We start from the raw sequence: 8,134 nt of genomic DNA, 5'->3' as shown, positions 1-8,134 counted from the left end.
AGAATAAGTCATCGTTATTAATATCTTTCTCTCAGTTTTAAAAGTATTGTATCTTATTTATAAAAGACTGACTATATATTGTCCATGAGAACACCATTAATTATAATTGTTGAACGTAGTCTAACTTTCTTAGACTACGTTTTTTTATTTAACTTATAATTAAATCTTACAAGCACCGCCAGCACAATCATCTTCCATATCCGCTTGTGCATCGTTCGCTCCATCACGCGTGTTGTGATAATACAACGTCTTCACACCCATTTTATAAGCGTTTAGCAAATCTTTTAGCAATATCTTCATCGGTACACGGCCGCCTTCATAACGAACCGGATCATAGTTGGTATTAGCCGAGATACTTTGATCGACGAATTTTTGCATGATAGCGATAAGCTTGAGGTAGCCATCGTTATTTGGCATTTGCCACAGTAGCTCGTATTGACCACGCAGCTTCTCAATATCTGGCACCACTTGCTTTAATATGCCATCTTTAGACGCTTTGATAGAAACCAGACCACGTGGTGGCTCGATACCGTTAGTGGCGTTAGCGATTTGGCTTGAGGTCTCAGATGGCATCAGCGCGGTTAGGGTAGAGTTACGTAGACCGTGCTCGGTGATCTCTTGACGCAAGCTTTCCCAATCGAGATGTAGTGGCTCTTGGCAGATGTTATCCAAGTCAGACTTATAAGTATCGATCGGCAAGATACCTTGCGAGTAAGTGGTCTCATTAAAGGCAGGGCACGCGCCTTGCTCTTTGGCCAATTTGTTTGAGGCTTTCAAGAGATAGTATTGCAGCGCTTCAAAGGTTTGATGGGTCAGGCCTAGTGCTGAATCATCTGAATAGCGCACGCCATTTTTCGCAAGATAGTAGGCATAGTTGATGACGCCAACGCCAAGGGTACGGCGACGCATACTGCCATTTTCAGCAGCTTTGACCGGATAGTCTTGATAGTCGAGTAGGGCATCGAGGGCGCGCACGATTAATTCTGCGGGCTCTTCGATATCGCTGACGCTCTCGACTTTACCTAGATTGACCGCTGATAGCGTACAAAGCGCGATTTCACCTTCTTCGTCATTGATGTTATCAAGAGGTTTCGTCGGTAGCGCGATTTCCATACATAGATTGGACTGGCGAATCGGTGCAACGCTCGCGTCAAACGGGCTATGGGTATTGCAATGATCGACGTTTTGGATGTAGATACGGCCGGTGCTAGCACGCTCTTGCATCATCAGGCTAAACAGATCTGCCGCTGGAATCTGGCGCTGACGTACAGAAGGGTCGCCTTCGTACTTGGTGTAGAGCGCTTCAAACTTCTCTTGATCTTCAAAGAACGCATCGTACAGACCTGGGATGTCATCCGGCGAGAATAGGGTGATGTCTTGGCCTTTGATCAGGCGAGTGTACAAGGTTTTGTTGATTTGTACGCCGTAATCCATGTGACGCACACGGTTGTCTTCGACACCGCGATTGTTTTTGAGTACAAGGAGTGATTCAACTTCTAAATGCCATAGTGGATAGAAGAGAGTCGCGGCCCCACCGCGCACGCCGCCTTGCGAGCAGCATTTGACTGCCGTTTGAAAGAGCTTATAAAACGGGATGCAGCCGGTATGCTGAGCTTCACCGCCGCGGATAGGGCTACCCAAAGCGCGAATACGGCCAGCGTTGATACCGATGCCAGCGCGCTGCGAGACATAACGCACGATAGCGCTGGTGGTAGCGTTGATAGAGTCGAGGCTGTCACCGCATTCGATAAGTACGCACGAGCTGAACTGGCGCGATGGCGTACGTACACCTGACATGATAGGCGTCGGTAGTGAGATTTTAAATTGTGAGGTCGCGTCATAAAAGCGTTTGACGTAACTTAAGCGCTCAGCTTTATCGTAATTGGCAAATAGACACATGCCAACGAGCATATAAAGGAACTGCGGGCTCTCATACACCGTTTTAGTTACGCGGTCTTGCACGAGATATTTACCCGCCATTTGCTCAACAGCAGCATAGGCAAGATTCATATCGCGCCAGTGATCGAGATAGGCTTCTAGCTCATCGAATTCTGCGCGGCTGTAATCTTTTAGGATATGTTCGTCGTATTTGCCCGCTTCAGTTAAGGTGGTGACATGATCGAATAGATGTGGCGGCTCGAACTGGTTATAAGCGATCTTACGTAGATGGAAGATTGCGAGGCGAGCGGCTAGATACTGATAGTCGGGCGTCTCTTCTGAGATTAAATCAGCGGCTGACTTGATGATAGTCTCGTGGATATCACGGGTTTTGATCCCTTCATAGAACTGAATGTGCGATTTGAGCTCCACTTGTGAGACTGACACATTATCTAAATCGTGAGCGGCCCATTCGATCACCTTATGGATTTTATCCAAATCTATAGGCTCTAGGCGTCCGTCGCGTTTGGTTACTTGAATATTATCAATATGTGTCATACCGCCCTCATAAATTATCAATAGTTAGTCGTGTTACTCAGTCAAAAACTGGCCTATAGTGTTATCGACTTCTTTTATTAAGCAAGCTATAACCAGAAAGCTTCCGTGCTTTTTTAGGCAAAAGAATACCGAAGGCTCTATTGAGGTGAAAACCCCTGAGCACTACATATAGCGTATTTGTTAGTAAGTAGACACAATATAGCGGGAATATTTTGAAAATGCTATATTGATTTTAGATTGGATTTATGTTGTTGAGGCGCTAAATTTAAGCAAAGAGTGATGGCATAAGGCCTAGAAGATATGTAAAGAATAATAAAATTTTTTATAAAAAATAGCTTGCTTTTTATTTTTGCTAATTTGATATCTCTGGCACAGATAACAGCAGTGCCAAGAGCAAAATAACGGCAGAGATTGTACCCGATAAGCACAGTCAATGCCATAGATAATCGTCACCTAAACAGTGACGATTTTCGATGTACTTTTCAATATGAAAAAAGATATGACTCGCTAAATAATGGCTTAGCTTAGATAGCTCGGTAACTCGTTTTGGCAGTACCTCGCAAGAAACTTGCTTTTATACCACCATACGTACCGTTTGGGCCTTATCAAGCGCAGCATAAAGCTCATTAACTTGCTCAACGCTAGTGAGATACAAATTGACCCGCGCTGAATGAAAGCGGTTCGTCTTTGAAGGTTTGACTTCAATAGAAGCTAAATCAAAATCAGGGAACTGACTGCCCAAAATGAGTTTAAGCTCATTGAGTAGGGTCTCGTGCTCGCCCTCATGACCGATCACACTCATAGGATAGTTCATGGGAAATTCCCACAGCTCTGGATTTTGAATGTCTGTTTTTTTACCTTTCAAAATACCGTCGTTGGCGACTAATTCGGTGACTTTGACGTCTCTTTTGCTGGTTTGCTGATTGTCAGGATTGTTTTTTGGATCGTTACTCATAATGAAACCCTTATTGTTTTTTGAGGACTAATGTCTTTTAGCTGCACACAAAAAAGCTGAGACTCGCTCAGCTTTTTTACTCACTGCCTGCTAATGTCTTGCCTTCTTTATAAGGCTTTAACAGCGCTTTTTCAAGAACCTATGTTAGTCATTCTCAAGGAATGAGCGCAGATGCTCAGAGCGAGAAGGGTGGCGCAGCTTACGTAGTGCTTTGGCTTCGATCTGACGAATACGCTCACGAGTGACGTCGAACTGCTTACCGACTTCTTCTAGAGTGTGGTCGGTCGGCATATCGATACCGAAACGCATTTTGAGCACGCGTGCTTCACGTTCGGTTAAGTTGCCTAACACATCACGAGTCGCTTCACGCAGACCCGCTGAGGTCGCATCATCGACAGGGCTTGAAATCGTACCATCTTCGATAAAGTCGCCTAAGTGCGAATCTTCATCATCACCGATAGGTGTCTCCATAGAGATCGGTTCTTTGGCGATTTTCAGTACTTTACGGACTTTGACTTCGTCCATCTCGAGACGTTCGCCTAATTCCTCAGGCGTGGGCTCGCGGCCCATTTCTTGCAAGAGCTGACGCGAGACGCGGTTGATTTTGTTGATGGTCTCAATCATGTGTACTGGGATACGAATGGTGCGCGCCTGGTCAGCGATAGAGCGAGTAATCGCCTGACGAATCCACCAAGTGGCGTAGGTCGAGAACTTATAACCGCGGCGATATTCAAACTTATCGACTGCTTTCATCAAGCCAATATTACCTTCTTGAATGAGATCCAAGAACTGTAGACCACGGTTGGTATACTTTTTGGCAATCGAGATGACCAGACGTAAGTTAGCCTCTACCATCTCTTTTTTGGCGCGGCGTGCTTTGGCTTCACCAACCGCCATGCGGCGCGCAACATCTTTCATATCAACGATTTCCATGTCGAGCTGCTGCTCATAGTCACGGATTTTACGCTGCAAAAGAATTACATCGTCAGTAACTTTCTCTAACGTCTCAGCAAAGGCAGGCTTGCCTTTGAGGCGCTCTGTGAGCCAGTCGACGTTGGTCTCGTTACTTGGGAAGGTCTTACGAAACTCGCTACGCGGCATACGACCACGGCGAATGACCAGACGCATAATCTGACGCTCTTGCTTACGCACATCATCATAGACATCGTGCATAATCGCCATGACCTGATCAGACATGCGATTGTTCAGTTTAAGCATCATAAAGCGCTCAGCAAGCAAGGCATAAGCGGCTTTTGCTTGCTCGCTACCACGGCCATATTCGATTAAGGCTTTTTTGGCGGTGATAAATAAGTCTTCGATCTCCTCAACACGCAGGCGTACCGCTTCTGGATCGATACCGCCGCTTTCTTCCTCTTCAGCTTCTTCTTCCTCGACGTCATCTTCGTCTTCATCGTCATCGAGCTTGCTCTTATCTTTAGCTTTGAGGACAGGTGCTTTTTCTTTCTCCTCACGGGCCTTTTCTTTTTCTTCTTTAACGCGATCTTTTTCTTCTTTAGCTGCCAGACGATCTTCTTCAGTTTCAGGATCTAAAAAGCCGGTAATCACATCAGAGAGTTTTTTCTCACCCTCTTGAACCTTTTGGTATTCATCAAGCACAAACTGTACCGTACCAGGCCAGTAGGCCATCGCATGCTGTACATCGCGGATACCTTCTTCGATACGTTTAGCGATAGCGATCTCGCCTTCACGAGTCAGTAGATCAACGGTACCCATCTCACGCATATACATACGTACAGGGTCAGTGGTGCGTCCAGGTTCTGTCTCAACAGAAGCGAGTACGGCTGCTGCTTCATCCGCTGCCATATCATCATCGCTTGAATCATCGCTCATCAAGATATCATCGGCATCAGGAGCAGATTCAAAGATTTTGATCCCAACGTCCGTCAGCATTTGTACGATATCTTCGATCTGATCGCTTTCGGTAATAGAGTCTGGAAGTTGATCATTCACCTCAGCATAGGTGAGATACCCTTGCTCTTTACCCATCTGGATTAAGGTAGCTAGCTGGGAGGTGGACTTAGATAAGGACTTATCGTTCATAATTACTCGCTTGCATCGGGCATTGTCATAAAAAGGCATAAAGGCTAAGCGCTTAGATTGACCAGTAAGCTTAGCGATTAATCGTCATCTGTTATAACAATGAGTTGATATGAATAAGGGCTCAAAAACATCAATACTATAATTAAATTACTATAATAAAAAATAACAAAAACAAAAAATTATAAAATAACAAAAAATTGGTTCAAATCGCTCAAATCAAGCTGATAACGGCGTAGTTTAACACAGACCTATGAAAACAGAATACGGCTAATCAGCGCAGACGCTAGAATCTATGGTTTTTTAACCGCTGATTTTGAAAGCTTGTTGAGCATTATCATAGATGATGGGGTCGGCCTCTAGGGTTTTAAAGGGTTTCGCTAGCATAAAAAGAAAATTAAACCAGTCCTAGCCCATCTGTAGCGATAAGTAAGCCGCAGAGATATGCTCAGCTACCGAGCATCTGGGCAGATTGTTCGGCTTGTTGCGCTCGCATCCAATCATTGAGGTGCTGGGTTTGTTTTCTGACGATGGCTAATTTGACATGATTGGGGTTTTTTATCAGCTCTTGGGTCTTTTTTTGCATATGTAGCTGAAGTAGCTGCATGACTAGAGTCTCAATCAGCGCGTCCAAGCTCAAGATATTTCTGGTATTTAAGGTCTTATAGAAAGGGCCCCAGCTGCGGCTTAGCGACTCTTGCGTATTAGCTGTAAGATTAGATAAGATAAAATGTGCTGCGGCATTGGCATCTTTTGGCAAATAATTCATACAGCGCTTAATCGTACTTACTACATCTATAAGAGGCGCGTCTTGCAAATCCTCCCAAACCAAAGCTCGCATGGCATCATTTGAAGCCTTTTGCTGAATGTGTGCAGGCAAAAGTAAGCTATTGAGCCCTGCTTGCTGCCAAATCATCTCAATAGGATCTTCGCTTAAAGCTAGGGGCTGGAATAAAAAGCACAACTGTAGCTGTTGGCTGATGGTCATATCGCCATCAAAGTCTAACAGAGCATCCTTAGCTTCACTGTTCTGGCTGCGTTTGCCGCCTAGTTTTTGATAGATATCGTTGTTAAGCAAATAGCGAAAGCTACTACCTTTTGGCAAGGATGCCGTCAGTGTCCGCACTTGCGACATAAGCTTAGCTTTACCTTCTGCTAAGCTCATATCATAACGCTCGCTTAAGTAAGCAAAGATATATTGCGACAGCGGCATGGCGTTTTTAATCTGCTCGCGCATAGCCTCATGGCCATGACTTTTAATAAAGGTGTCGGGATCATGATTGTTTGGCAACGTCAAAAACCTAAGCTCTTTGTCATCCGCGAGCACTGGAAGTGCCACCTCGAGCGTGCGCCAAGCTGCTTTTTGTCCGGCGCTATCCCCATCGAAGCTTAAAGTTAGCGTCGGGTTCAAGGTCAAAAGCCTTGATATTTGACTCTCGTTAATCGCCGTACCCATAGAGGCCACTGCGCCATAGATGCCCGCTTGATACAGCGCGATGACATCCATGTAGCCTTCAACGACGAGCCAATCATTAGCCCGCTGCTGGCGCGACTCATAATAACCATAGAGTACGTGCTGCTTATGAAAGACTGGCGAATCTGAGGAGTTAATATACTTAGGCTTGACCTCATCATCGAGGGCGCGGCCGCCAAAGCCAATCGTCCGTCCTTGATTGTCACGAATCGGAAAGATAACGCGATCACGCAATAGATCATAATCACGACCTGACTCCGACTGACGCACGAGCCCTAGAGCCTTGAGTCCTTCTATGTCCTGTGGAAATTCATGCTCAAGGTGCTGCCAGCCAAAAGGCGCGTAGCCTAAGCCAAAATCCTCAACACTCTGCTCAGTGATACCACGGGCGGCAAAGTAATGCTTGGCATGCGGATGCGTGCGCAAATTACGCTGATAAAACTGCTGAATCTGAGTCAACAGCTCATATAAGTTACCGTCTTGTTCATTAACGCTATTGTCTTCCGTTACGGAATAATCATCAGCCATCAGCCAATCAGGCGGCGGCTCGTTATCGATAGGATTATAATCTGCAGGATAATCCAGAGCCGCGGACATGTTGCTGGCATAGCTATCAGGGTAATCACTATTTTCACGGTTATCATAGAACGCGTAATCGCTATGATAGTCAGGCGCATCATCAGAAGTTTGCTGTAGCGGCGAAGATGTGTTTTCTACCGCTTTAGGAGACGAGGGTTGAGTAATGGGTTTAGGCTTAATGCGCTGGTAGCTGACGTTTTTTTGCTCGTCTTTTGGAACTTCGATGCCCGTCTGCTTAGACAGCTCGTCGACTGCTTCCATAAAGGTAAGGTTTTCATAATCGCGCAAAAAACTAATCGCATTACCGCCGACGCTACAACCAAAGCAGTGGTAGATGTTTTTTTGTGGATTGACATAAAAGGAGGGCGACTTTTCACCATGAAAAGGACAGCAGCCTTTAAACTCGCTGCCAGCCCGTTTGAGCGTAGTATGCCGACCAATCATGCTGATCAAGTCAGCTTGGCTATTTAATTGCTCGAGAATGTGGTTAGGAATACTCATAAGGATAAATATTTTAGCACAGAGACTGAGCAAGATTATGCTCAGCTTTTAATTTTGGTGAAATATTTAGAGGTGGCTTTACGCATACCTCATCATGAAGCGCGCTAGTATTTAATATTAGCTTAAAATAA

Annotated in this window: 5 protein-coding genes; all 5 read right to left on the bottom strand. The window is 45.2% G+C overall.

Features of this window, described 5'->3' with window-relative positions; genetic code table 11:
• Window positions 1-159 precede the first annotated feature (159 nt).
• Window positions 160-2,436: a class 1a ribonucleoside-diphosphate reductase subunit alpha gene (gene nrdA, locus ACS8FD_RS10845; protein WP_439275862.1), complete on the bottom strand. Its 2,277-nt coding sequence runs from the start codon at window positions 2,434-2,436 to the stop codon at window positions 160-162.
• A gap of 221 nt (window positions 2,437-2,657) precedes the next feature.
• The gene (locus ACS8FD_RS10840; RefSeq protein ID WP_439275861.1) at window positions 2,658-2,876 is read right to left on the bottom strand and encodes a hypothetical protein; all 219 of its coding nucleotides are present in this window, start codon (window positions 2,874-2,876) and stop codon (window positions 2,658-2,660) included.
• A 134-nt stretch (window positions 2,877-3,010) separates the two neighbouring features.
• Entirely contained in the window at window positions 3,011-3,391 is a 381-nt protein-coding gene (locus ACS8FD_RS10835) for a YbeD family protein (RefSeq protein ID WP_439275860.1), read from the bottom strand.
• Window positions 3,392-3,535: 144 nt separating this feature from the next.
• Entirely contained in the window at window positions 3,536-5,452 is a 1,917-nt protein-coding gene (gene rpoD / locus ACS8FD_RS10830; protein ID WP_439275859.1) for an RNA polymerase sigma factor RpoD, read from the bottom strand.
• 445 nt (window positions 5,453-5,897) lie between these two features.
• The gene (locus ACS8FD_RS10825) at window positions 5,898-8,003 is read right to left on the bottom strand and encodes a DNA primase (RefSeq protein ID WP_439275858.1); all 2,106 of its coding nucleotides are present in this window, start codon (window positions 8,001-8,003) and stop codon (window positions 5,898-5,900) included.
• Window positions 8,004-8,134: the final 131 nt, after the last annotated feature.

The sequence above is a fragment of the Psychrobacter sp. 1U2 genome, from assembly GCF_051847575.1.
The sequence above is the reverse complement of the archived record's forward strand: the minus strand, read 5'-3'. Positions and strand labels throughout refer to the sequence as shown.

Bases quoted from the DNA above. Each gene is read 5' to 3' on its own strand.
- nrdA (WP_439275862.1), bottom strand. From the start codon at position 2,436: ATGACACATATTGATAATATTCAAGTAACCAAACGCGACGGACGCCTA.
- ACS8FD_RS10840 (WP_439275861.1), bottom strand. From the start codon at position 2,876: ATGGCATTGACTGTGCTTATCGGGTACAATCTCTGCCGTTATTTTGCT.
- ACS8FD_RS10835 (WP_439275860.1), bottom strand. From the start codon at position 3,391: ATGAGTAACGATCCAAAAAACAATCCTGACAATCAGCAAACCAGCAAA.
- rpoD (WP_439275859.1), bottom strand. From the start codon at position 5,452: ATGAACGATAAGTCCTTATCTAAGTCCACCTCCCAGCTAGCTACCTTA.
- ACS8FD_RS10825 (WP_439275858.1), bottom strand. From the start codon at position 8,003: ATGAGTATTCCTAACCACATTCTCGAGCAATTAAATAGCCAAGCTGAC.